This is a genomic window from Pantoea sp. PGP6 (assembly GCF_053474785.1).
On the sequence record NZ_JBQBMA010000003.1, the window covers coordinates 163,874 to 188,238 of the forward strand.

Annotated in this window: 19 protein-coding genes; 6 read left to right on the plus strand and 13 right to left on the minus strand. The window is 55.3% G+C overall.

Annotated elements, in window-relative coordinates; all coding sequences use genetic code 11:
• Positions 1-262: 262 nt before the first annotated feature.
• The 4 genes from ACLIBF_RS23185 to ACLIBF_RS23200 all read right to left on the minus strand — a co-directional run bounded on the left by ACLIBF_RS23185 (position 263) and on the right by ACLIBF_RS23200 (position 6,079).
• On the minus strand, positions 263-1,726 hold the full coding sequence (locus ACLIBF_RS23185) for a YsnF/AvaK domain-containing protein (protein WP_448310782.1): 1,464 nt from the start codon (positions 1,724-1,726) through the stop codon (positions 263-265).
• A 283-nt stretch (positions 1,727-2,009) separates the two neighbouring features.
• Positions 2,010-2,939, minus strand: coding sequence for an alpha/beta fold hydrolase (locus tag ACLIBF_RS23190; RefSeq protein ID WP_279810248.1), 930 nt, complete (start codon positions 2,937-2,939; stop codon positions 2,010-2,012).
• Positions 2,940-3,002: 63 nt separating this feature from the next.
• Complete coding sequence (locus ACLIBF_RS23195) at positions 3,003-3,575, minus strand: pyridoxamine 5'-phosphate oxidase family protein (RefSeq protein WP_279810247.1); 573 nt, start codon at positions 3,573-3,575, stop codon at positions 3,003-3,005.
• A 143-nt stretch (positions 3,576-3,718) separates the two neighbouring features.
• A complete protein-coding gene (locus ACLIBF_RS23200; RefSeq protein ID WP_279810246.1) occupies positions 3,719-6,079 on the minus strand; it encodes a glucose/quinate/shikimate family membrane-bound PQQ-dependent dehydrogenase in 2,361 nt (786 codons plus the stop codon).
• A 346-nt stretch (positions 6,080-6,425) separates the two neighbouring features.
• Between ACLIBF_RS23200 and ACLIBF_RS23205 the strand changes: the two genes are divergently transcribed.
• Positions 6,426-6,971 carry a GNAT family N-acetyltransferase gene (locus tag ACLIBF_RS23205; RefSeq protein WP_279810245.1) on the plus strand — a complete coding sequence of 182 codons (546 nt, stop codon included), beginning with the start codon at positions 6,426-6,428 and terminating at the stop codon, positions 6,969-6,971.
• Positions 6,972-7,031: 60 nt separating this feature from the next.
• Positions 7,032-7,955, plus strand: coding sequence for a GNAT family N-acetyltransferase (locus ACLIBF_RS23210; protein WP_031378128.1), 924 nt, complete (start codon positions 7,032-7,034; stop codon positions 7,953-7,955).
• 10 nt (positions 7,956-7,965) lie between these two features.
• Here the strand turns inward: ACLIBF_RS23210 and ACLIBF_RS23215 are convergent, their stop codons facing one another.
• On the minus strand, positions 7,966-8,211 hold the full coding sequence (locus ACLIBF_RS23215) for a hypothetical protein (RefSeq protein WP_031378127.1): 246 nt from the start codon (positions 8,209-8,211) through the stop codon (positions 7,966-7,968).
• A gap of 231 nt (positions 8,212-8,442) precedes the next feature.
• Here ACLIBF_RS23215 and ACLIBF_RS23220 point away from each other — a divergent pair, with 231 nt between their 5' ends.
• From ACLIBF_RS23220 to ACLIBF_RS23230, 3 genes are all read left to right on the plus strand, one after another.
• Positions 8,443-8,976, plus strand: a complete 534-nt coding sequence (locus tag ACLIBF_RS23220) for an SRPBCC family protein (RefSeq protein WP_031378126.1) — start codon at positions 8,443-8,445, stop codon at positions 8,974-8,976.
• On the plus strand, positions 8,977-10,143 hold the full coding sequence (locus tag ACLIBF_RS23225; protein ID WP_046289436.1) for a zinc-dependent alcohol dehydrogenase: 1,167 nt from the start codon (positions 8,977-8,979) through the stop codon (positions 10,141-10,143).
• 453 nt (positions 10,144-10,596) lie between these two features.
• Positions 10,597-11,139 (plus strand): chorismate mutase, encoded by a 543-nt coding sequence (locus ACLIBF_RS23230; RefSeq protein WP_031378125.1) that lies wholly within the window; start codon positions 10,597-10,599, stop codon positions 11,137-11,139.
• 106 nt (positions 11,140-11,245) lie between these two features.
• Here ACLIBF_RS23230 and ACLIBF_RS23235 read toward each other — a convergent pair whose 3' ends face one another.
• The 8 genes from ACLIBF_RS23235 to ACLIBF_RS23270 all read right to left on the minus strand — a co-directional run bounded on the left by ACLIBF_RS23235 (position 11,246) and on the right by ACLIBF_RS23270 (position 21,788).
• A complete protein-coding gene (locus tag ACLIBF_RS23235; protein ID WP_279810244.1) occupies positions 11,246-12,250 on the minus strand; it encodes a substrate-binding domain-containing protein in 1,005 nt (334 codons plus the stop codon).
• Between the two features lie 29 nt (positions 12,251-12,279).
• Positions 12,280-13,689 (minus strand): sucrose-6-phosphate hydrolase, encoded by a 1,410-nt coding sequence (locus ACLIBF_RS23240; RefSeq protein WP_448310783.1) that lies wholly within the window; start codon positions 13,687-13,689, stop codon positions 12,280-12,282.
• Positions 13,689-15,059, minus strand: coding sequence for a sucrose-specific PTS transporter subunit IIBC (locus tag ACLIBF_RS23245; protein ID WP_046289434.1), 1,371 nt, complete (start codon positions 15,057-15,059; stop codon positions 13,689-13,691). The genes ACLIBF_RS23240 and ACLIBF_RS23245 overlap by 1 nt, the downstream gene beginning before the upstream one ends.
• 71 nt (positions 15,060-15,130) lie before the next feature.
• Complete coding sequence (locus ACLIBF_RS23250) at positions 15,131-16,648, minus strand: carbohydrate porin (RefSeq protein ID WP_448310785.1); 1,518 nt, start codon at positions 16,646-16,648, stop codon at positions 15,131-15,133.
• Between the two features lie 163 nt (positions 16,649-16,811).
• A complete protein-coding gene (locus ACLIBF_RS23255) occupies positions 16,812-17,738 on the minus strand; it encodes an aminoimidazole riboside kinase (RefSeq protein ID WP_448310786.1) in 927 nt (308 codons plus the stop codon).
• 255 nt (positions 17,739-17,993) lie between these two features.
• Positions 17,994-18,977: a ParB family protein gene (locus tag ACLIBF_RS23260; RefSeq protein ID WP_094106375.1), complete on the minus strand. Its 984-nt coding sequence runs from the start codon at positions 18,975-18,977 to the stop codon at positions 17,994-17,996.
• Positions 18,974-20,176 carry an AAA family ATPase gene (locus ACLIBF_RS23265; RefSeq protein WP_031377930.1) on the minus strand — a complete coding sequence of 401 codons (1,203 nt, stop codon included), beginning with the start codon at positions 20,174-20,176 and terminating at the stop codon, positions 18,974-18,976. Before ACLIBF_RS23265 ends, ACLIBF_RS23260 begins: the two co-directional genes overlap by 4 nt.
• Positions 20,177-21,062: 886 nt before the next feature.
• The gene (locus ACLIBF_RS23270; RefSeq protein ID WP_279810241.1) at positions 21,063-21,788 is read right to left on the minus strand and encodes an SDR family oxidoreductase; all 726 of its coding nucleotides are present in this window, start codon (positions 21,786-21,788) and stop codon (positions 21,063-21,065) included.
• Between the two features lie 357 nt (positions 21,789-22,145).
• Between ACLIBF_RS23270 and ACLIBF_RS23275 the strand changes: the two genes are divergently transcribed.
• Positions 22,146-22,463 carry a hypothetical protein gene (locus ACLIBF_RS23275; RefSeq protein ID WP_341802485.1) on the plus strand — a complete coding sequence of 106 codons (318 nt, stop codon included), beginning with the start codon at positions 22,146-22,148 and terminating at the stop codon, positions 22,461-22,463.
• Positions 22,464-24,365: the final 1,902 nt, after the last annotated feature.

The window sequence follows — 24,365 nt, forward strand, 5'->3', positions numbered from 1 at the left end:
ACAGACAGACAAGCCCTCTTTACGGCAAAGAACTGTTTGAAATCAGATCAGCGGCTGCCGGAACATACAACAGCCATAATAGCGATATTGAGCCTGCCAGCCTTACTGAACGGGCGCGAGGCCAGATGCTATCGCGGGGTAATTTTTGTCGTCATGCACAAACTGGACGCGTTGCGGGTTAACCGCCCCGCTGCGCTGAAGGCAAAAAAATGCCCGTATTCACTAATACGGGCAGTGGACTAAGCCGGATACAGCCGCAGCCTTATGGCTTTTTGAATTTGTCTTCAACCTTATCTTTGGCTTCGGCAATTTTATCGCCTGCCTTCTCGATTACGCCCTCTTTATGCGCTGGATCCCGGCCAGAGAGGCCACCCGGCGATACAGCCGGACTGTCGTGACCGGTGCGGGCCTGCTGCGTAGCGTCGAGCAGCGGATCGGTCGCAGTGCGGTTGCCGGCCACGTTATCCGTGCTGGCACGGTCAATATCCACTTCCTGGCGACGTACCGAGTCATTGATGGTTTCAACCCGATCGCTTTGCTCTTTACGCAACACCACTTCTTCAATGATTTGCGCGGTTTTATTCACCACCGGTTGTTCATGGGTCTCTTCAACTTCGATGGTTTTTTCCGACCAGTCGACCTGATCCGGCGCGCCGGTTTCGCTCAGCGGACGGCGGAAAATCTCCGCATGCTGCTCACGCAGCGACACATTTTCTGACACCTGATCGGTGACCGTGTAGCGGCGTACCCGGGTTGAGCCTTCGCTGACCAGGCGTTTTCCCACTTCCAGTCGCTCTTCGGCCAGACGCAGCACGTCTTCTTCACTTTCATCGCCGGTCAGCGAAGGACGTACGGTCGCGCTATGGGCCGGATTGCCGGTGAGATCGCTGCCCGGCGTCGGTTGATTCAGCGAGGCACCCGGTGCGGTGGTCAGGCCATCATCGGCGGCGTAATCTTCCGGCAGGGCGGCGCTGCGCTCGGTGAGTTCTTCATGTGCATCAAGAATACCCAGCGCTCGCGGCAACTGATCTTCATCTGCACGCAGCGACAGCACCACGCCGCCAGTCCGCATCGCATCTTCATAGACTTCGGCCTGATCTTCTTCCAGCGTATTGCCGAACAGACGCTGCCAGAAGCCAGGATGACGCGCTTCCTGACCTTCAGTACGCAGGCGCTCTCCGGAAATAATATCAATGTCATCGTCCAGGAAGCCCGCTTTGATCAGGTTGCGCTTTGCGCCTTCTGCCAGTGAGACATTGCTGAACATCGTTACGATTGTTTCACGCGCCATAGTTTTCTCCTCGGTGATGGGTTCAGACTGTTTTGGTTGCTGATGTCTGTCTATCTGAGCGTACTGTTTTTTCAGGGTGACCACCTGTTCCAGCGGAACCTGGCTAACCACCTTGCGGATATGCAGTTCCTCTTTCAGCACCAGCCGGCGGATAATCTCAACTTCCTCTTCAACCACAGGAATGATGATCACGCCGTTTTCTTCGCGGATTTCCGGCATCGACGTCAGCCGTTCCGATTTAGGGACTCGCTCTATTTCGGCTGTCTGCTGCCTGAGTAACAGGGCGATTTTTTCTTCATGCTCCGTTACCCGCCGGGTAACCCGAACATGGCCGTCACTGACCTGCTGCTTCGAGACCTCAAGCTGCTCTTCCGCCAGCCTGAGTCGCTGGTCATTTTCCCCTGCCTCCGGTTTTTCAGGCGGTCGATCGTTCATGGTTAACCTGCCCGTAGTCCTGAGAAAGTTATGCTGGGATAAGCGTGCAGAGAAATAATGGTGACTTTTCCTGTCATGAAGCATAAGTGACTGCTTCATGAGAATTTAAAGCCTGGCACAAGCGAAGCTAAAAGAAAGGAAATAGCGTAAAAAGATGGAAATATGAGGATAACGTGGCGCTAAAATCCGTTAAGCGATGCGGCAGATAAAAAAACGCCAGCGCGGCGGCTGGCAGTGAATATGACATTTTAACGCTGGATGGTGCTGGCTGCCGGGCTGCAGGTTAATCAGCCTGATTTTCTCCGGCGGAGTTCAGGAAGGCCTGCAATTCTGCCAGAAACGCTGACGGCACCTCTTCCTGCGGCGAATGGCCGCACGGTAACGCCCGCCCCCGAATATGTGAGGCTTTGTCAGCCCAGGTTTGCGGCACATCATACAGCTGACCGACCGTGCCCTGCTCTCCCCACAGTAACAGCAGCGGGCAGCGGATTCGCTCTCCTGCGCTGGCTGCATCATCCTCTAAATCTATCGTCGCACTGGCGCGATAATCCTCACACACCGCGTGCACCATCGCCGGATGCTGATAGCAGCGCAGGTAATCTTTCAGAATCGCTTCAGGCGTAGCATCAGCGACTTTAAGTTGCGCCCGGATATGCTGACGCAGGAAGAATTCGGTATTTGACCCGATCAGCGTTTCCGGTAATGGCTCAGGCTGGATTAGGAAAAACCACCAGAAATAGCGGGTGGCGAATTCCCTGTCTGTCTGCTGGTACATGGTGGCTGTCGGTGCAATATCGATAAAGGTACAGGCGCTGACGCGATCCGGATAATCGAGCGCCAGCCGATGGCCTACCCTGGCTCCCCGATCGTGTCCGACAAAAGCAAAGCGCGGGTGGCCAAGCGCAGTCATCAGCAGCGCAATATCCTGCGCCATCGCCCGTTTTGAATAGGGCCGGTGCTGCGCATCGCTGGCCGGTTTATCACTGTCGCCATAGCCGCGCAGATCGGGCAGCACCACGGTATAATGCTGCGCCAGCACTGGTGCCACCTTATGCCAGCAGAGGTGATTCTGCGGATGACCATGCAGCATCACCAGCGCCGGCCCGCTGCCGCCAGTGGCGACGCGCAGCGTGATGCCGTTATCCAGCGTGACATCCTGCAACTGAAAACCCTGAATAAACGGGGACTGGCCCCGATTGCTGATTAAACCCACCCTGACCTCGTCGTTTCAAAAAAGTCTGTTCAGTCAGTGTAGACCGGGATTAAAGCCGTCTGCTCAGGGGGCGATCTGCTGGCCACTGACCAACGCACCGTCAGTGGCGTAGATCAGCAGCGCCCGCTGATTGTTCTCCCGGTGTAGCTGATACCAGTCCAGCGCACTGACCCGCATCACCACTACGCCGAAATGCTGCCTGCCGGCATCGTCATCCGCTGGGGGTACTGCAGCCTGCTCATCACTGTCAGACACCTCGCCCGGCGGGCCGCCGGTGTAGGTGCTGCGGGTCCGCGCCGGTGACCGGGACCACGCAGCATCCGCAATATCGCTCTCCCCGGCATACAGTCCGACCTCTCCCTGCAGGCGCAACTGCAGCCGGGTCTGCAGGGCATATCCCAGCACCGTCACCTGCGGATTGGCGCTCATCTCCTGCCACTTCGGACTGCGGAGATCGGTATGAAAGGTCAGGGTGCGCAGGCGGCTATCAACCTGACGTAAAACCACGGTACGCGCCTGTGGCCGACTGGCGGCATCAACCGTACACAGCGTCAGGTAGCGGAATTCCGCCTGCGGATCAGCGGCAGCATCGCTCAGTGTGGTCCAGGCAGAGGCGTCAATCTGTTTCAGATCCATCCGTTTTGCTCTCTCAGTGGCAAGGGGGGCGGCTCAAGCGTAGCAATGAAGCCACGGCTTTACCTGTCAGCGCGCTAATGTCAGCAAAAAAAAGCCCCCGCAGGCGAGACCGACGGGGGCGTGATTTTACAGATTAACGCCGGTTACGGCAGCGCATAAGCGATAAGCGTATCGCCCATTTTAGTGCCGAACGAGCCGTGTCCACCGGCCATGATCACCACATATTGCTTACCGTTGACTGCATAGGTCATCGGCGTCGCCTGACCACCCGCCGGCAGTCGGGCCTGCCACAGCAGTTTGCCGTCACGCACACTGTAGGCGCGCAGGTAGTTATCCAGCGTTCCGGCAACAAAGAAGACGTTGCCAGCGGTGGTCACCGGGCCGCCTAACATCGGCACGCCCATTTTGAACGGCAGCGGAACCGGCGCACTGTCGCGTACCGTACCGATGCGTTTCTTCCAGACAATCTGATGATTCTGCAGATTGATCGCCGAGACAAAGCCCCATGACGGCTGCAGGCACGGCAGACCTATAGGTGACAGGAACGGATTCAGTTCAACGCCATAAGGTACGCCATACATATGCTGCACGCCGGATTCCGAACCGGAACCGGCAGCACCCGCCGCACCAGGCTCAATCGGGTTGCCCGGTCCGCGTGGGACCAGCCGTGAAATAAACGGCATCGCCATCGGGTTCGCAATCGCGATCTGACGGTCGGTATCAACCGCAATACCGCCCCACTCGAACATGCCGAAATCACCCGGGAACACCAGCGTGCCCTGCTCTGAAGGTGGCGTAAACGGGCCTTCATATCGCAGGCGATGGAACATTACGCGGCACGCCAGCTGGTCGAACATCGTCGCGCCCCACATATCCTTGCCCTGCAGATTCTGCTTCGGCCGGAAGGTGAGTTGCGAGAAAGGCTGAGTCGGGTTGAGATGATCGCCTTTCGCTGGTCCCTGCGGTACCGGGGTTTCCGGTGCAGGTACCACCGGCTGGCCGGTTTCACGGTTCAGCACAAAAATGTTGCCGGTTTTAGCCGGAACATACACCACCGGTACGCGCTTGCCGCTGCTGTCCGTGATGTCCGCCAGGGTTGGCTGCGACGGCAGATCCATGTCCCACAGGTCATGATGTACTGTCTGATAGAACCAGGCCAGCTTACCGGTCGAGGCGTGCAGCGCCAGCAGGCCGCTGGCATAACGCTCCTGTTCCGGCGTGCGATGACCACCCCAGATATCCGGCGTCGAGACGCCCATTGGCAGATAGATGATGTCACGCTGAGCATCATACGCCGCCGGTGCCCAGGAGTTAGGTGAGTTGGCGCTGAAGGTCTCCCCTTCTGCAGGCAGCGCATTCGGATCTTTCGCGCCAGGATCAAACGCCCACACCAGCTTACCGCTGTCGATATCAAAACCGCGGATCACGCCAGACGGTTCACGGGTTGACAGGTTATCGGTGACCGAGCCCGCCACGATGATCACTTTGTCGGTGACAATCGGTGGTGACGTCGGCTCATAACCTCCCGGATAGGCATTTGGCTGCTGATGTTGCAGATTCAGCTCACCGTGGCTGGCGAAGTTCTCGCAACGCTCACCAGAGGTGGCATCCAGCGCAATCAGACGACCGTCGTCCACCGGCAGGAAGATACGACGCGCGCAGTGGGCAGGCTGTGAAGCGCTACTCTGCTGTGCCGCCGGCATTTCGTGATAGGACACGCCACGACAGGTGATGTGCTGGAATGACGGATCGGATTTGAGCTTCGGATCAAAGCGCCATTTCTCTTTGCCACTCACCGCGTCCAGCGCCAGCAGAATCTGGTGTGGCGTGCAGAGATAGAGCATGTTGCCCGCCTTGAGCGGCGTCACTTCATTGGTAATCTCACCCGGATCGTTCGCGGTTTTGACATCGCCGGTGTGATATTGCCAGGCCACCTGCAGGTTCTGCACGTTGCGCTCATTGATCTGCTTCAGCGGCGAGTAACGCACGCCTTCCTGCGTCCGGCCGTAGGCGGTCCAGTCTTCCGCCGGTACCGATGAAGCGGCTGGCGCAACATCGGTCAGCGGCAGTTCGCCGTTTATCTCCTGCGGATCGTGCAGTGATGAGCCCACCAGCAGCGCTCCGTTAGCCAGTAAGGCGATAACCATCGCCGCCAGCGGTTTTTTACCGGCCGGGCTAAACTGACGATAGCTGAAAGGCAAAATCAGCCAGATCCCCAGCAGTACCCAGACGTCGAGTCGCGGCACCAGCGTCCAGTAGTCGCTGCCTGCTTCCTGCCACGCCCACAGCGCACTGGCGATCAGAATCGCGGCGTAGAGATAGAGCGCACTGCGTTTTCTGCGCCACAGCAGCACGCTAAAGCCCGCCATGGCCAGGCCGCTGATCAGGTAATACGCGCTACCGCCCAGCGATAGCAACCAGACGCCGCCGATCAGCAGCCAGGCAGAGCAGGCGACAGAGAACAGCAGCGTTAACAAATTGAGTGTTCGGGATACCCGTGACATGTGTTTAACCTTGATAAAAAGCGGGAAATGTAAAGAAACATCAGTGCAAGTGTAAACGCTATCACATGCCATTTACATTGCCTTTTCGTGGCAGAGTGTAAACAAATCTCTAATAATTCTTATATATCAGCCAATTACATTAGAAATGTGTTAACTAAAAAATTTCAACCGATGCGAACCACGCAGCTCATCGTAAGAATCCCGGTATAAATGGAAGCGATACCACAACCGCCGTCTTCAGCGGTGCACGGCTGGCTGGCGAGTTTGACTCCCGCTTCTCCGGCGGCTGTGTTAGCTTGCTGGCATCAACTTTCGCCCTGAAGCTCGGCCTGCAAGGAGTAGCATAATGCAACCTGATGTGATCACCTCTGCGCGGCTGCGTTACCGGCCGTTGAGTCAGCAGGACTGGCCGTTTTATCTGGCGGTCAGTCAGGATCAATCGGTGATGAAATATATCTCTGATCCACGCTCTGCCGACGAAATCAGAACCCACTCGTTTGACGTTCGCTTGCCCGCCTGGCATAAAGGATGTGATCACTGGCTTTGCCTGGTGATGGAAGAAAAAACCTCAGGATTGCCGACAGGATTCAGCGGATTTATCGATCGGGGTAACGGCATTGCCGAGTTTGGTTTTATTCTCGCCGCTGACTTTCACGGCAATGGTTACGGTCGCGAGTCACTGAATGCGGTGATCGGGTTTTGTTTTGACCAACTGGCGTACCGCAAGCTGGTGGCGACCGTTACCGCTGGGAATATCGCCTCACGGAAAGCGTTAATCTCCGCCGGCTTCGCGCAGGAAGGCACCTTAAGGCAGAACTTTTTTCTGAACGGTAAATGGCAGGATGACTGGCTGTTCGGTCTGCTGAAAGAGGAGTACCAGAGCCGGCGCTAAGCCGTTACGTTCATTCAGCCCCGATGCTGAACCTGAGACGGGCAACAAGGTGGAAAGGGTATGCTGGATTATATGGTGTCGCGCTACCAGAGCCTGCCGGTTTCACCGCACCGGCTCAGGGGCTGGCTGATTAAGTGGCTGACGCAGCAGCAGGCATGGTGTCGTGATGCCCGTTTCTCTGCCGCCTTTCCCTGGCGTGAAACCGGGTTGCCACAGCGTTATTTTCTGCAACGTGAACTCCACATTGACGGTCAGCGTTATCTCACCGGTCCCCGCTATCTCGGCGGCGATCTGGCCCAGCCGTTTATCGATGTCGTCGCGCTGGATGGACCGATTAACCAGCAGGTTGCCTGCGCCATTATGCAGGCGTGGCAGGCGCTGAACCCGCAAACGCTGCGCGTGCTGCTGCCCGCCGACCATCCTGCGATCGGCTTCACCGATCAACTGATCTTTCTTGGCCGCCCGGACTCGCTTTCCGCCCCGACCGGGCAGGATGTTTCGCTGGTGACCGCCACCAGAGAGGATTATCCGGTCTGTCTGACCACTATCAATCGCGCCTATCGTGCCAGCTGGCGTGCCCTGCCGCAGCTCAGACATCTGCTGCTGGCAACCGATAAACGGGAACTGCGTGAGGATATCGCCCAGGGCAACGTCTCGCTGATTGTCAGTCAGGGTCAGCTGGCCGGCTTGATCATTTGCGCGATGCGCCGCGTGGGGTTCATTGAGGCGATTCAGATTCTGGATGAGGTGATTTTGCCCGAATACCGCGGCCGCGGACTGGCAGCGCGAGCCCAGCAGATGCTGTTGCAGCAGCTCGATCAGCGTTACGGCGACAGCGTGCTGCTGACCGGCACTATCCTTCCCGGCAATACGCCTTCGCTGAAAAGTGCAGAAAATGCCCAGCGGCGTTGCGTACTGAAGTATCAGTTTTTCACACCGGCCGACTTAAGTGCAGGTCAGCGGGTGATGGCCGCTGACGGCTAAATGCACTGCCTTACCATAGCGCCAGCTCAATTAATTTATCCTGCACGCTATAAACCCGCTGTTTCAGATTCAGACTCTCTTCTGCACTGATACGTTTTGCATCAAACGCGCGGTTAATCTTTTCCAGCGCCATTTTGGTTTTGCTTTTCAGACCGATGTGCCAGTTTGCCTGCGGGTAACCTGCCACCTGATTTTCTAAACTCAGCACCAACTCAACCACACTTTTACCACCGGTAGAAGTTTCAGATGCAGACATATCTACCTCTATTTGCTGCTAAAACAGATGCCTCTTTGCTGCAGGCATTATACATAATCCCGCCGTCCGCAACGGGGTTTTCCTGCGCCCCGCACCGCGCTGTCCGATACATAACCTGCGGCCAGACCTGCCGTACCGCAACGCTACGGCTTCGCTCGCAAAATTCCGCAGGCTGTTCTTAACTCATTTTCAGTGATTTCCGTTCGACTGAGCCTGCTATCGGAGGACCTTTTGGCCAAAAAACCTCAAACAACCGCCAGCGATAATACGCTTACGCTCCGGCGCTGGATAACCGTCGGTCGTCCGGCGACCGAGCTTTTTTCCCTGTGGCTGGAGCCGGATACTCTGCCGCGTATTATGAGCCACTTTGCCACGGTGACGCCGGTCAATAAAAGCGATGCGCACTGGCAGATCGAAGGCCCGCTGGGTAAACACTACGCCTGGGAGAGCCGGATTGTCGAAGCCCAGCCGGGCGAAATTATTGCCTGGCGATCGCTGGAGGGTGCCGACATCCCTAACGAAGGCGAACTTCTGCTGCGCCCGGCGCCCGGCGAATGGGGCACTGAACTGGCGCTCACTCTGCGCTTCATCCCGCCGGGCGGCGCGCTGGGGAAAAAGGTGACCAAAGTGTTTGATCTGTTGCCGAAAGAGGTGGCCAGCAAAGCGCTGCATCGCTTTAAAAGCCTCGCCGAGACCGGAGAGATCGCCACGCTGGATGGTCAGCCTGCTGGCCGCCACGCCGAACGTCAGGATAAGGAGAAATAAATGCGCGCACTATGCTGGAATGGCGTTAACGATTTGAGCGTTGAGACCGTGGCCGATCCGGGCCTGATAAATCCTCATGATGCGATTGTTCGCGTCAGGCTGACCACCACCTGCGGCTCCGATCTGCACGTAATTGATGGCCTGATCCCGAGTATGCGCGAAGGTGACATCCTCGGTCATGAATTCATGGGTGAAGTGGTCGAAGTCGGCAGCGCCGTAAAAAATATTCGCCGCGGCGATCGGGTGGTAGTGCCCTCATTTATCTCCTGTGGTTCCTGCTGGTATTGCCAGCATCATTTACCTTCCTGTTGTGACAACACCAATCCGCAATGGGAGAAAGGAGAAGCCGTACTCGGTCATCCGACCGGCGGTATTTACGCCTACAGCCACGCCTTTGGCGGCTATGCCGGATCGCATGCAGAATATGTGCGCGTGCCGTTTGCCGACAATGATTGCTTCGTGGTGCCCGAGGGCGTGACCGATGAACAGGCGCTGTTTCTCTCTGATGCTGCCCCGACCGGTTACATGGGTGCCGATTTTTGTAATATCCACCCTGGCGACACGGTGGTGGTATGGGGCTGTGGCGGTGTCGGTCTGATGGCGCAGCAAAGTGCATGGCTGATGGGCGCTCATCAGGTGATTGGCATCGATCGCTATCCGGAACGGCTGGCAATGGCGCGCGATTATGCCGGCAGCCTGACGCTGGATTACACCCAGGTGGATATCAACGAAGCGTTACTGGAATTAACCGGTGGACGTGGCCCGGACAGCTGCATTGATGCGGTCGGTATGGAAGCCCGGGGCGAAGGATTGAGCCAGGTTTACGATAAAACCAAACAGATGCTGCATCTTGAAACCGATGTTGGCGCGGCACTGCGTCAGGCACTCTACGTCTGCCGTAAAGGCGGCAACATTGCCATTCTCGGCGTTTACGGGGTGATGGATAAGTTTCCTTTAGGCCTGATGATCAACAAGAGCCTGACAATCCGTACCGCTCAGCAGCATGGACAACGTTATATGCACCGCCTGCTGGAACACGTGGCCCGCAATGAACTGAACCCGGCTTTTATGGCGACGCATCGCTTCCCGCTGGAACAGGCACCGCGGGGTTACGAGATGTTCAAACACAAAGAAGATGGTTGCGTCCGCGCTATCTTCGTCCCCTGACTGACTGCGCCGCCACGATCGGCGGCGTAGCCATCATCCTCAGCACATCACTGGCAGCCTGATGCTGACCGATCCGGATCGCAACATCAGGCTCCACTGGCGGCCTATTAGCGGGCAATGGCTTTACTGCACCCGGCCGTAACAACCTTCTTCACCCTGCCCTGTCGCCCTTCGCTTAGCGCATCCCTGTCTGACAATAACTGGAGCTACGCTGGCGGCAACATCATTAATACCGGCTGTTGAGCAACACCGGCTGCGGCGGGATAAACCTGTCAGCGTGGCATAGCAACATGAAGATTGTGTGACGTTAAAAGACGCAAAACCCATCAGAATTAATCACCTGCGCTAGCGCACTGACACCGTGTGCAATTCATACTTTGAAAACAAAATAATTACCTTTGGCGATTTTTTCATGACTAAATTAGCGCCAGTTTTGATTAACGGAGCGGGCAAATGACGCATTTTACGACGATTCTTTTCTCTTCACTGTTTGTGTGCTGTAACGTTTTTGCCGGGCCGGTCTCTTCCGTTGCGCTCGGCACGCTTTCCACTGCATTAAATGAACGGATGCAGGTGATGAAAGAGGTGGCTGGCTACAAAGCACAGCATCATCTCCCGATCGAGGATTTGCCGCGGGAACAGCAGGTGATGCAAAGCATGCTGAAAAACGCTGAGCAAGCCGGACTGGAACCCCATTCGGTGGAACCGTTTGTTCATGCCCTGATGAATGCCAGTAAGGCGATTCAATATCGTTATCGGGCGGACTGGCTATCAGTCCCGGATAACGCCGCCGTCAGGGATCTGGCTGATACCCGGCAACAGATACAACGGCTGGATAGCCAATTGCTCAACGCGATCGGCCAGCAGCTGTTGGCTGGCGGCTTTCCGCACGCCGAACGGGCATGGCTGGCCTCGCAACTCACGGCGGCCAACCTGAGCGAAGGCGATAAAAATAGCCTGCTCACGTCGCTCGCCAGCATCCGGCGCAGCCAGTAACATTAATCCGGCCGCTGATTCAGCGCATTAAGCCGCACGACGCCAATCGATAGTTGCCTCTGCCAGCGGGAGTCGCGTTGCTGGCATCGGTTAACCTGCGGCGGCGTTAACAGCGCAGACGAAGCGTCGCAGGCAGTACCAGCTGGCTGTTTACTGGCTCATCGCCGCGGATCAGGCTGGTCAGGATCGCGAAGCAGGCCTGCGCCAGCTGCGGCACGTTTTGCTCGACCGTGTCGATGGGGATGGAGAGGGAATCATACAGGTAGTGATCGTCAAAACTGGCAATGCGGATGTCGCTGGTCAGCAAGCGGTGCTCGCTCATATAGCGCAGAACGCCCTCCAGCAGGCCGCAGGCGGCGGTAAACAGCGCTTTCGGCGGCCGCCCCAGCCGTTCGCACAGGGCGGCAAACATCTCATAACCGCTGGCCGGGTGATAGTTACCCTGAATAATCCATTCCGGACGCAGCGTAACGCCAGCACGCGTGAGTCCCTGGCTGAAACCCGCCAGGCGATCCTGGGTTGGTGACAGATCGGGCTGACCGCCAAGAAAGTAGATCTCATCCGGACTGGCGCGCGCCAGCCTTTCAACCAGATCGGCGGTGGGCGTGATGGCATCGGTGATCACCCAGGGTAAGCGCGTGTCACTGATGCGACGGTCAAACAGCAGCACCGGCAACTGCTCGCTAAGGGTGACGTAAGCACTGTCGCTTAACATGCTGGACGCGACAATCAACCCGTCGACCTGGCGCGATACCAGGTTATTGACCACCGCCATTTCCTGCCCGGCATTTTCGTCGGTACAGGAGATCAGCAGCTGCAATCCTGCGGCGCGGCACAGATTTTCCAGCGCATGAGAAAACGCAGCGAAGCCATGGTTGGTGATTTCCGGCACCACCAGTCCCAGCGTATGGCTGCGGGCATCGTGCAGCATCCGGGCATGAATGCTGGGCTGATAGTGATGCTGTCGGGCAAGCGCCAGCACCCGTTCACGCGTCTCCTTCGCGACCCGCAGTTCTTCTCCGCGGCCGTTGAGCACCAGGCTGGCGGTGGCTTTACTCACCCCCGCCAGCGTGGCAATGTCACTGATGGTAACGCGTTTCGTTTTTCTCACGGCAAGGCATCGTCTAAGGAAACAAGCGCTTATTCTACCATGCAGCGACGTAACGACCAGTAGTGAGCCTGCAGTTCTGCGCGGCCACGCAGGGTTAACCACGCCGGCTGCGTCGGAAAATAACGGCTGCTCATCACCCCTTCGCCATCATTGATGAAAATCTCAACGCTGGAGTGATCGCACAGGATCTGTAACCGGCTGGCGGCGCCCGTCCAGTAGCGGTAGTGCCATTCACCCGTGACCAGACTGCGACGCGCCAGCTGCAGTGCATCCTGCTGCCACGTCACGATCAGCGTGTCGGCAAAATTGAGTTCGATTCCGCCCTGGCTTTCCAGCAGCAGTTCCAGCCGCTGCGCATCGATCGGCGGCGCGTCATCAGCACGTCCCTGATAAACCTTTCCGGCTTCGCGCAGCGCCTGCAGCTCGGCGATCGGTTGCTGACAGAGCTTGCCATCCCGGGAACTGAGTTCACGCAGGCAGGTCATCTGGTGGATCCAGTGATGAGCAACGGTGGGCTGGGCCATCTCTTCCCCATCGGGCGTGCCCATCCATCCCACCAGCAACCGCCGCCCGTCAGCGGTCAGCGTGGTCTGCGGCGCGTAAAACTCGAAGCCGGCGTCCAGTTCGTGCAGCGGGCCGTGGCGATAGGCCGGCGTCTGATCATCGAGCGTGCCGCTCAGCCAGGCGCTCGGGTGACTGTTGAGAAAGCGTTTTTCCTCGCGCGCCACGCCCTGCGGGCAGCAGATCAGGTAAGTGCTGTCGCCGAGAGTAAACATATCCGGGCATTCCCACATGTAACCCGCCGGCCCGAGACCGCCCAGCCCGCTGCCCGCTATCTCGCCGAGCAGTTGCCACTGCTGCAGATTTTCCGCCCGCAGCAGCAGCACTTTACCCTGCAACTGCCGATCCTGAGCGCCCAGCACCATGTACCAGTGGTTACCCTGTCGCCAGACTTTCGGATCGCGGACATGTCCGGTGTAGCCCTCTGGCAAAGCAATAACCGGCCCGAGCTTATCAAATCCTGCTGCGCTATTTTGCTGAGCCAGGCACTGCCACGCAGTGCGTGTGTCGTCGTCAAATTTCACGTTGCCGGTGTAAATCAGCGTCAGAACGCCATCGTCATCGACCGCACTGCCGGAGTAACAGCCGCTACGGTCATACGCTTCATCCGGCATCAGCGCAATCGGCTGATGTTGCCAGTGCAGCAGATCGGCAGAGCGCCAGTGTCCCCAGCATTTATGTTTATGCTCGCACCCCAGCGCATTCCACTGATAAAACAGATGATAATGACCGTCAAAATGGATAAATCCATTCGGGTCGTTAAGCAGTCCGGTAACCGGCGCCAGATGCCAGCCGGGATAATGATGGTCGTTAAGCGCAGCAGGCATCTTCTGCATCACCGCCTGCAGGATAGCCGGCAAAAGTGTCGATGAAGCCATTATTCAGCATCCGTATTGTATTTAAGCAGGTAAGAGACCACGAACGCCGTGGTGAATGCGATCGCCACGCCGATGCCATAATTGAACAAGGAACCCGCCTTGACGATTGCCATGCCTGGCAGCCCCGTCAGCCCGACGGCTGTCATATAGACATGCACGGAAACCACCCAGGCACCGCCCAGCGCGCCACCGATCAGGCCGGCTATAAAGGGCTTCATGAAGCGCAGATTAATACCAAAGATTGCCGCTTCCGTGATCCCCAGCAGCGCTGAGAATGCCGAGGGCAAGCTAATCGCTTTTATCTTCACATCTTTAGTTTTAAACCACACCGCCAGGCAGGCACCGCCCTGAGCCACGTTGGCCATCGCCCAGATCGGCAACAGGAAATTAACGCCAATGGCGGGATTTCCCAGCAGTCCGGCTTCAATCGCATGGAAACTGTGGTGTACCCCGGTAATCACGATCACCGAATAGAGCCCGCCAAACACCAGCCCCGCCAGCCAGCCCGCGTGGGCTATCAGGGTGCTGAGCACCAGAGAGATGCCGTCCCCCAGCATACGACCAGCCGGTCCGATGATCAGCAGCGCGATAAAACCAGAGATGATCACCGTCAGGAACGGCGTCAGGATCAAATCCAGTGCATCAGGAATAATCCGGCGCAGCTGCTTCTCCAGTACGCTCATAAACCACACCGCCAGCAGCACCGGAAACACCGTGCCCTGGTAACCGATCATCGCCACTTCGATACCGAAAAAATTCATGGTATGGAAGCCCGAAGCCACGCCCCAGGCGTTAGTCAGTGCCGGGTGGGTCAGAATGCCGCCAAGGGTTGCGCCAAGAAACGGATTGCCGCCAAACTCACGAGCAGCGGTAAAGCCGATCAGGATCGGCAGGATAATGAAGGCGGCGGAACTGCACATATCCAGCATGATGTAGAGTGCGTTATCCGGATTGACCCAGCCGTAGGTTTTCACCATGCCCAGCAGCCCCATCAGCAGGCCGGATGCCACGATGGCCGGGATAATCGGCACAAAGATATTCGACAGCAGACGGGCGATACGCTGGAACGGATTAAGCTTGCGCGCCGCGATATCCGCCGCTTCAGATTTGCTCGACTCGCTAATCCCCGCTTCAGCAATAAATGCGGCATAGACCTTGTTAACCACACCGGTGCCAAAAATCACCTGCAGCTGCCCGGCGTTGCGGAAGCAGCCTTTTACGCCCTCGATCCGGCCAATCGCCGCGGTGTCTGCCTGGCTGTCGTCCGCCAGCACCAGCCGCAGGCGCGTAGCGCAATGCGCCGCGCTGGCGATGTTCTCCCTGCCGCCCAGCAAGGGCAGTAGCGCGCGGGAAATTTTTGCATAATCCATATTAACCTCTATCTTCTGGTTTCATTTTTATTGGTGCGGTTGCCCAGCCCCTGCAGGCTGGGGCTGTCTGGTCAGAACCAGGTTTCCATCTGAACGCCAAAGTTCCATTCCCCTCCGGCCTCAAAACCCTTACTGCCAAAGGCATCATCACTGGCATAGTTATCCAGCCGGTGATCCCAGTTCATCCAGCTGGCGAACAAGCGGATTTCCGGACGTTTCAGGAAGTCGCCTACGTCTCCGGCTTTCAGGGTGGGTGCGACGGTGAGTTTGGTGAAGCTGCCGCTGACGGCATTGCGGTTTCTGTACCCTTCCGGGCGCAGGTCCATGTACTGATAAGAGCCTTCATACTGCATCTCAAAATTTTGAGTCATCTCCTGAATCAGCCGCAGGTTAACGGTCGCCCAGTCGTAACTGTCGCCTTTGACATAGCGATCCTGGCTATGCTGAGCCAGCAGCGCCGGGGCAATATGCCAGCCGTCTCCCAGCGCCGTGATGCCATAGCTGGCCAGACGCCAGCTATCTGCCTGCGGCAGCAGCGCGCCATCTGAACCAACAGATTTCACCTCTGCACCCAGACCGTGGCCATACAGCAGCGCCGTTTTCGCCGAGCCGTCGGTCAGGCCATAGAAGCTGTCGTTATGCAGTCCGAGCAACGCATGTACGCCGGTGTTCGCCGCATCGCTTTTGATCTTATTTCCGTCAATATCCTCGCGATCATCATTATCTCTGGCCCGCATGCCGCTCATCATCAGCTGAACCGGGCCGACAAAGTTGTTGAGTGACAGGATGTAGTTTTGCGCGCTGTTTTCGTTGTTTTCGATATCATCAAAGGTCCGTCCATACACCGAGAGGTTGCTGCGCACCCGATCACCCCACCTGATGTCGTAAAAGCCGGCACCGGTTCCGGCGAGGAACACCACATCGGAGTCGATCCAGTGAATATCGAAGTTGTCACGATCAAAGCGTTTACCGGCCCAGACGGTGCTGTCTTTAAAGGCACCGTCGAAGGTCGGCAGCTGGCCGATTTCGACAAATGCCTGCCGCAGGTTGAGATCGCTGCTGTCAGCCGTCCAGTCGTTGTAGGTGCGCTGACCGTCGGCCAGCATCGCTTTAAAGCGGGTGGTGGCACCGTTGGTCAGCGTCTGTTTATGTTCCAGATTCAGTTCGACATAGGTGTCAGGCTCATTACCGAGACGCCCGACGTGGCCGCCGGTTTCGCCGGCAGGGGTCAGCGTCGGTCCGCCCTGGGTTTTCGCTGCCGAGCTGTTCATCAGCAGGCCGGAGCGGGCGTAGCCGTGAAATTCAAATCCGCCCGCATCGGCGGAAGGTTTCGGTTCCGGTTTAGCGCTACGTTGCGCAACGTCAGTGGGAGCTGGCGGGGTCTGCTGCTGGACGGTTGCCAGCTGTTGTGCCTGCTTCTCAGCCGCTTCGGCCCGGATTTCAGCCGCGCTTGCGCGTTGCTCCGCGACCTGCAGACGGTGTTCAAGTGCGGCAAGCCGGGCTTCAATCGTGCTGAGGCCCGGCTCTGCCCGGACCGGCACAGCAACGAACAGGGTTGCCAGGGCTAATGCAATCGTGCTTTTTTTCATTGTTTTGCGTCTCTGAGGAAGGGCTATCATCACAAACTTTTTTTGCTAAACCGGTTTAGGCGCGAATCATAATCATGGGTAATTTCATCGCGCAATGAAAATTGCTAAACCGGTTTAGTGAATGTGAGATGGCTCGCAAAACCAGTGATAACAGCCCGGAAAATCAGCCTGTCGGGTCGCTGAGTTGATGCAGCCAGGGTAGTGCCGTCATTGCCCCTTTAGCCGTGGTTGCCAGTGCGCCACAACGCTGGGCGCTGGCAAGACTGACGGCTAACTGTGGCTCATCGGCGGGCAGACCCGACTGCGCCAGCTGCCACAACAGTCCGGCGACAAAGGCATCACCGGCACCGGTGGTGTCAATGCTGGCCACCGGCGTAGTGGGGTAGTGATAAATCTGCCCCTGGTGATAAGCCATCACGCCCGCCCTGCCCTGCGTAACCAGCAGCAGCTTAATGGCAAAACGTTCAGCCAGCTGTTGCATGCTGTCGGCAGGATCTGCGGCAGAATGGAGGAACTGAAGTTCCTCTTCTGACAGCTTCACCACATCAGCACAGGCCAGCGCCTGATGCACAACCGCATGCAGCTGTGTCGGGTCAGGCCACAGATCATCACGCAGGTTCAGGTCGAAACTGACGAATCCGCCTGCGGCGCGTATACGTTGCATTGCGGTAAGCGTGGCTGTCCGTGAAGGTTCGGCTGACAGCGCGATTGAACAGCAGTGCAACCATTCCCCGGCGCTGAACTGCGGCAGATCGGTTGTCTCAAGAAACAGATCGGCGCTGGGACGTACCATAAAGGTGAACGACCGCTCGCCGGTGTTATCCAGTCCGACCACCACGGTTGAGGTGCGATGAGCAGGGTCGGATTTAAGGAAGGAGGTTTCTACCTGCTCATCAATCAGCGTCTGGCGCATAAAGTCGCCAAACGGGTCGGCCCCTACCCTGCCGATAAACGCACTCTTCCCCTGCAGGCGCGCCACACCCACCGCCACATTGGCCGGTGCGCCGCCCGGACACTGCATTAAACGTCCCGGCTCTTCTGGCAACAGATCGACTACCGCATCACCCAGACACCACACGCGTACTGACATAGAAATTCCTTAAAGTAGATGAGTAAGCTAAACCGTTTTAGCTATAACCGCAAATACGTCAGGATTCAACAATCAAATTGCAGTAATGGGAGATGTAACGCCGGAATAATGGGAAGGATGGCGGTCTTTAACCTCCCTGTAACGCCGGGTGGGTCAGCAATGCAGCGAGTTTTCGAGCGGGAGTGATAAATAGTGAAGAAAGTGATCTGACCGGCCAGGATAAAAAAACCGGCGGCAGGCCGGTTTTAACGATCATCAGGAATTGTTCTGCTTCATCGATGACAAAATCTGTTTAATCGAAGCATCAATCTTCTCGGTGATCTCTTTTGGCAGGCGGCTGAATTCATACTGCACGGTCCGCTTCTCGTCGTTGGTTTTACGGCGCGCATAGGTATTGGCGGTGCTGAAGGTCGCCAGTTTTTCCGTCACCGTCCTGCTGGCTGGCGGCGGCGTTTTAAGCTGCTTCCTGGCGGTTTTGAAGCAGTCGAGAATGGCCGATTTTTTTTCGTCGGCGTTGAGCTGTGCCGGCATCGTATCACGGGTCAGTTTATCCTGAATCTGACTGACCAGGTCATCGACCGCGACCGCTTCGGCTTTGGCTTCTTCCCACACATCAAGCAGCAGCTGATAATCCTGCAGCGTCAGTTCAGCCACCACCGGGAAAAGTTCGATAAACTCAGCCGGAACTGAAGCAGCCTGGAAAGCACGCGTCACTTTGGCATTCGAGATCCCTTCCGCTTTGGCAATCTCCGACTTACTCATGCCCTGCTCGTTCATCAGCATAAAACGCAGTCCCAGCTCACGCAGGTTATGTTCGCGGGCAGTCTGAATATCGGCGGCCAGCTGACGAGCATCACTGATGCTCAGTTCATCCGCCGTGACCAGCACTTCCAGACTGGCGCCAGAGAGAATACAGGCTGCACGGCGACGGGAGCCATCCATGATTTCGATCCGGTCAGCGGTGATGCGCCCGATGGCCGGGAAGAACTGTTGCAGGGTAATGGTGCGGGTGATCTCTTTGAGCGACTCCGCCGTCAGCGTGCTCTGATCGCGACCGTTGATCTTCGGGTCGACATAGGTCTTTGCTTCGATGTCATCATGCGGAATCAATTGCCGCACAAAGGTCGCCTTCATACCTGACTTCAGGGTAAAGGTGCGCGACTGGCTGCTGCTGTCGATCATGCTGGCAATGGCGGAATCACCGAATTTGCGGCCAATGCGCTGGATGGGTTTGCTCACAGGGTGCTCCTGATATATTCAATGCGATCGAATACAGCCCTTGAGAACTGTTCCGCTTCATATTTAGCTTTGCGTAACGCATCAGCGCTGCCGGGATAGGATGACGGGTTCGCGCTGATCACCGTATCAAACGATTCGCCGCAGCGTTCAAAGCCATCCAGTCGCGGCAGGCCACAATCGAGCATCGATTTGGTAAACACTTCGCGGGCATAACTTTGTGACGTGAGATGGTCGTGCTTGGAGGTCATTTTTGACATGAAGCCAATATTCGCCTTCAGACGTGGCTCAACCCCTTCCGCTTCGATCCGCTCCAGCATCTCTGGCAGACGCGTCAGGTACTTCATGGTTGAATGGAAATCAACCTGCGCTGGCGGCGTTGGCGTCAGCAGCACATCACTGGCAGCAATCGCATTCAGCATAAAGGAATCAAGATGCGGGCCGGTATCGAGGAAGATGAAGTCGTAATCGCCTGCCAGACGATCGATGACGTTACGGCGCAGAACTTCAGAAGGTGCAACGCCAGGCAGATGCTGGGCGACCAGTTCTTCCCAGTCACTGGCGACAAAACCGTCATCAATCGAGGCGGGAATGACATCCACGCCAGGCATCACCGTCGGTTTGATAAACTGCTCACGCAGCTGGTCAGCGTCCAGATCGTTCAGCATCGCCTGAGCGGCGGTTTCCAGCACAGAGCCGACACTGTTGGTGTGGCTGAGAAACATGGTGCTGGATGCCTGCGGGTCGAGGTCGATAACCAGAATACGCAGGTCATTGTGCAGCATCGAAGGATGGGCGCGCATACCGTGGGCCAGCGTTACGGTGCTGACCGTTTTGGAGACGCCACCTTTGAGGCTGACCACAAAAATCACAAACGGGCCTTCGTGCTTGTCGCGGTATTTTGGCACCTTGCGATGCTGATAAATATCGACCACATTCTGGATGGTTAATGCATATTGCGAGGTGCTACCGGTTTGCTTCTTGCCAAACTGATAGCCGGCTTCTTCCATGTCACTGATGGCAGCAACCACGGCATGCTTACTCAGCAATGGCATATTAGCGACGGCATTGCGTGAGAAAGTCTGATAAAAACCGGTCTGGTTAAATTCCTGACGCTGCTGCTCAATGTGATTGCTCAGCCCGTGCAACATGGAGTTGGCACGCGTTGCCATCTCCAGCACACCACCATAGTCACGCTTCATAAGCCCCTCTGCATTAATGTTTTTTGCATACTACACAAAAAGCGGCTATCTGCCAATTTTTTAGAAAAATGCCAAAAACCTGGATTTTTTACTATCGGATGGAATGCTCCGGCAGAGCCAGCCAGCGTAACCGGCTTATCATCCAGATCGGGTGACTACAGCAGGGAGTAGCGGGGAAGCCTGGCTAATACACGGTAGCCGAACTCAGGCAGGGATAAGCGGCAGACGAATCTTCGTTGGTGCTGTTATTAAAAACTTCTGCGATCTCATTTGTCTGGGCAGGAACCGCAGCCAGCATACAGCGTAATAACAGGACAGGATCCTGGTCAAAGTGGCGGGTGAAAAATGGTGTTTTCATCGTGAAAATCTAAAAAATAATCATTTATTTCAGTATCTTACACGTAAACTTCCCTGGTGAGATTTCGGGAAAGAAACGGTCAGCACAAGTCGGAAGATAGAGTAAAGATCAGGAGAGCACCGGCGAGGCTTTTAATGGCATCAGTGACGGTAAATCTCTCATATCCACGGTTAAACCGCGCATAAATAGTAACAGGATAGTTTAGCCTGTTGAGATGTTCCTTTACCGGCGGTAACAACGCGTCATGGCGATTAAGCCATTTCCGTGAGGAGAGCGGTCGCAAAATTATAATGACAAGACAGATTGCTCACCTGCCTTTTTGCCCGGTTTCCTGTTCTTCCTTTCTCGCTTTTTATACGTTGTATCATCTGGACCGAAAGAACGTGGTTAGCGCCGGGTAGAGAACAAAAGTGGACGAATCAGCAGGCGCGGCAATGAGATGTTGAGGCGTAAACTTCGCCAGAATATTACCGCCGCTGAGATGCAGACCCGCTCATCATCCTGGTTGTATCTGCTTTCAGCCGGCCTCTACCAGGGTGCCCGATGTTGATCGAAGTAGAATCCGCCGGTAATTTCCGCCGGACTCTGTTCTGCCAGCCAGACAATGCCGGCAGCAGCTTCAGTGACGCTCCGATAACCACTATGTTCATTGAAATCCGTGGCGGTATAGCCAGGGTCGACGGCATTTACGCTGATGCCCTGATCCTTTAGCTGTTTGGCAAAGGCGAGGGTCACCGCGTTAAGTGCAGTTTTAGAGCTGTTATAGCCCAGTTCATTGACCTTAAAATAGGGATGGTTAGGGTCGGAGACCCATTCCAGTGAGCCCAGTCCGCTACTGACCATAATAATTTTAGCGCTGACTGCGGCTTTCAGCAGCGGCAGAAAACCCTGGGTTACTCTTATGGCACCAAACACATTGGTATCATATACCGCCATAACCTCATCGATACTTTGCTCGCTGGGGTGAGTGCCCAGAAAGCCTGAGATACCGGCATTATTAATCAGAATATCCAGCTGCCCTTCTTCTTTAAACATGTATTGCGCAGCCGCCTGAACGCTCGACAACTGCGTCACATCCATCACCACTATCCGGGTTTCGATACCTTCCGCGACCAGTTTTGCCAGCGCAGCCTGGCCCCGCGCTTTATCACGACATGCCAGCCAGATGCGGTAACCACGCAGGCCAAGCTGTCGGGCCGTTTCAAAGCCGATACTTTTGTTGGCTCCGGTAATAAGAACAATTTTATCTTTCATACAGACTCTGATTTATTCGGCTTGGGTGCTCTTTCTTCTGCAGAAAGAGACCCGTATTTGCCCTCCCTTTTTAAGCTGATTGATAATAGAGGGTAATGTGAATAGGCTGATCGTAAATCCGGACAATAACAGACGGCAACTGTGGATGACCTATCGATCTTCATTATCGTATTCAAAGAAAATGGTTTCCGGATGGCCGCAAAGCAGCTTGGTTTATTGCCTTCTACCGTCTAAGATCGGTGCTGACCGCCGTTTCAAGTACGCAGCAAGCAGTCCGCGGCGTGCTAAAACTGAATGTTACTGGTGCAGTGATGACGGATATTCTGCCCCCCATAATGAACCCTTTCCTCCTGCGCTATCCGCTATGGCGAGCAGCTGGCAAAAGATAACATTGCCGTACCGATTGGTCCCCGCCCACAGACGCTCGCACTGGCGGCCGCGCCTTCTTATCTGGCTTTGCAGGGTTTACCGTCACATCCGGCTGATTTAGCAGAGCATGACTGTATTCGGTTGAAGTATTCAAGCGGGGCACTGATACCCTTGCAATTTGGATGGCAGGGAAAGATCGTGAGTGTGAATCCTGCCGGTCGCTTAATCATTGGCGTCAATGGTGCCGCTGCCGCTATTGAATTTGCCAGACAGGGCAGAGGGATAATTGCTACCTTCGAAAACTAATTACAGCCCCATTTCGAAACTGGCGAGCTTGTTGCTGTACTGCCAGAATGGTGGTCTGCATTCGAAGGCCCCTGGCTCTATTTTCCCAGCCGGTTCATGTCTGCGCCGTTGCGCGCATTTGTTGATTTCCTCAAACAAGATGCTGTGGCTCAGTCATCTTGACCGACTTAGTACTGTTTCGTAACGGCAACGTACTGATTGCAGCGTAGAGAGAGTATCGCTTCGCTCTTTTTGCTGTCGGGCTATCTGCGAGTTTCTGCTTAATGACCACTACGCACGCACCAGATCCAAACTGAAATATGCAGACTGTTTAGGTTGATTGATCGGTGTTTTTGCTAATTTCTTGAAAAGCCCCTCTTCTGACTGATTAAAAAGCTGACTCTTCCAACAGCAGCATTTCACGTATGAACTACCTACTCAAAGGGGAGGGGGAATTGACCTGCTTAAAACGAGCCGGTCTGACAGCAAATATATATTGCCAGCCAGAGAGACCTCACAACCTCATTGAGTGGATGTTCCATCCGACAGTGAACTTATGGCCTTCAGAACTCAAACCTTCATTTCTCAGCCACTGTTTAGAGGGAAGTTTCACGGTTTTACTTATGATGGTTTTTACTCACTGCTATAGCCGGATGGATTAACGTAAGCATTGAGCACAAGTTTTGTGCTGAGAATCGCTTTGTTAAGCCTACAGCGCCCATAATAACGAACTCCGCAATCCTGATTTTCAGGGTAAATTCACGGTGTTTTCATCATGAAAATCCAAAAAAAGTCATTTTTAATCAAATGCTTACATTGATATTTCTATGGTGAAAATTTTGTCTGAGAAGGATGAATAAAACGGTTTAGTTGAGCAGAGGAGAGAGTCGCTGAATGTCGTTAAATACTTCTTACCCATGAATCTGGTGCCTGACTAAACACCGGGCTGGTTATCGATATGGCTGACACCGCTGTTAATGCATCAAACCATGGCATTACGCATGCGTCAGGTTTGACGGTTACCTGAAGTGAGTCAGGGCGAATAGTACAATGCTTCTTTTAACACCTCTGCTGCGAAACGGTAAAAGGTATCAACTTAACCTAATCAAAGCTGTTTTCTCCGCATCTGTTTGCTGGTTAGTTTTATCCAGCGTCAGTACAGTCTCGCCTTATCAGATTTGTGCTTTATTTTCCTTTGATTTGCTCTGGCAGATTAGGGACGGTTTTCACTCTTAACGTTCGCCCTGGCTATTCCTCAAACCTTCTTGCCAGTTCTCCCACTGTTTTCCCGGTATGTTTGCTCTTTTTATCCTCATTATCCACAGGTCAGATCCAATTGTTCGATCCTCTATAGATCAAACTGAGATCCTTAATAGATCCCCGCTACCGCCAGGGCCTTGTAGCATAAGGGCTGAGGAGGTGTTGATAACCACTATAGCGAGAAGAATAACCACTGTGGCAAGTAAAATAACCACTGTAGCGAGATAAACAACCGCGCTGGCGAGTGACCAATAACCACTGTAGCGAGTAAATTCCCTTTTGCCTGTGCATAACCGGTATTTCTATAAACAGGCCATAAACCGCATCATCAGCGGATCGCAGCTGAGAGCAGGGAAGTGGGCCGGAGAGTTCATTTTCTTTATCCACCGCAAAATGAGAGCGATTCAGCCGTTTTATCCACCGGTTAGATCCAATAACAGATCCTCATAAGATCATAATAAGTTCCTAAGAGATCCCTATACGGCCTGAGGCCATGGTATCGCTGCTCTGAGAGCGGATCACTAACCACTGTAGCGAGTAAACCAACCACTGTAGCGAGACAAAAAACCACTATGGCGAGTAGATTAACCGCTATAGTGAGTGCTAGTATCCACTGTATCGAGTAACGGCGACCCTCGCTTGTTCACTTCACGGATCTTCCGC

Excerpts from the sequence above, each read along its gene's own strand:
- ACLIBF_RS23185 (WP_448310782.1), bottom strand. The coding sequence starts at position 1,726 with ATGAACGATCGACCGCCTGAAAAACCGGAGGCAGGGGAAAATGACCAG.
- ACLIBF_RS23195 (WP_279810247.1), bottom strand. The coding sequence starts at position 3,575 with ATGGATCTGAAACAGATTGACGCCTCTGCCTGGACCACACTGAGCGAT.
- ACLIBF_RS23200 (WP_279810246.1), bottom strand. The coding sequence starts at position 6,079 with ATGTCACGGGTATCCCGAACACTCAATTTGTTAACGCTGCTGTTCTCT.
- ACLIBF_RS23205 (WP_279810245.1), top strand. The coding sequence starts at position 6,426 with ATGCAACCTGATGTGATCACCTCTGCGCGGCTGCGTTACCGGCCGTTG.
- ACLIBF_RS23210 (WP_031378128.1), top strand. The coding sequence starts at position 7,032 with ATGCTGGATTATATGGTGTCGCGCTACCAGAGCCTGCCGGTTTCACCG.
- ACLIBF_RS23215 (WP_031378127.1), bottom strand. The coding sequence starts at position 8,211 with ATGTCTGCATCTGAAACTTCTACCGGTGGTAAAAGTGTGGTTGAGTTG.
- ACLIBF_RS23225 (WP_046289436.1), top strand. The coding sequence starts at position 8,977 with ATGCGCGCACTATGCTGGAATGGCGTTAACGATTTGAGCGTTGAGACC.
- ACLIBF_RS23230 (WP_031378125.1), top strand. The coding sequence starts at position 10,597 with ATGACGCATTTTACGACGATTCTTTTCTCTTCACTGTTTGTGTGCTGT.
- ACLIBF_RS23240 (WP_448310783.1), bottom strand. The coding sequence starts at position 13,689 with ATGGCTTCATCGACACTTTTGCCGGCTATCCTGCAGGCGGTGATGCAG.
- ACLIBF_RS23245 (WP_046289434.1), bottom strand. The coding sequence starts at position 15,059 with ATGGATTATGCAAAAATTTCCCGCGCGCTACTGCCCTTGCTGGGCGGC.
- ACLIBF_RS23250 (WP_448310785.1), bottom strand. The coding sequence starts at position 16,648 with ATGAAAAAAAGCACGATTGCATTAGCCCTGGCAACCCTGTTCGTTGCT.
- ACLIBF_RS23255 (WP_448310786.1), bottom strand. The coding sequence starts at position 17,738 with ATGTCAGTACGCGTGTGGTGTCTGGGTGATGCGGTAGTCGATCTGTTG.
- ACLIBF_RS23265 (WP_031377930.1), bottom strand. The coding sequence starts at position 20,176 with ATGAAGCGTGACTATGGTGGTGTGCTGGAGATGGCAACGCGTGCCAAC.
- ACLIBF_RS23270 (WP_279810241.1), bottom strand. The coding sequence starts at position 21,788 with ATGAAAGATAAAATTGTTCTTATTACCGGAGCCAACAAAAGTATCGGC.